At 68.4% G+C, this 343-nt stretch carries 1 protein-coding gene; it reads left to right on the forward strand.

Annotation, left to right across the window (positions count from 1 at the left end; translation table 11 throughout):
* Nucleotides 1-274 (forward strand): hypothetical protein (locus ASG87_RS20500; RefSeq protein WP_235499633.1); only part of this gene is annotated, 274 nt, incomplete at both ends.
* Nucleotides 275-343: the final 69 nt, after the last annotated feature.

Genomic DNA, 343 nt, shown 5'->3' on the forward strand with positions numbered 1-343 from the left:
TGGCGTGAATAGCGGTAGCGGCACGACGACGCTGACCTCGGGCGGTGCGATCAGCGAGGGCGCGGGCGGCACGCTTGCCGCTGGCACGCTGACCGGCAGCTCGGTTGGAAGCACGGCGCTCAACGGCGCCAACCTCATCGGCACACTCGGCAACTTCGATACCAATGGCTTCGGCTTGACCAATGCACAAGCACTGACGGTAACGGGCCCGGTGACGGGCGGCGCCGGCGCGGTGGCACTCGGCACCACGGCCGGCGACCTCACGGTGGGCGGCNTCTGACGATCAACAGTGGCGTGAATAGCGGTAGCGGCACGACGACGCTGACCTCGGGCGGTGCGATCA

The sequence above is a fragment of the Frateuria sp. Soil773 genome (assembly GCF_001428405.1).
Lineage (GTDB): Bacteria > Pseudomonadota > Gammaproteobacteria > Xanthomonadales > Rhodanobacteraceae > LMSL01.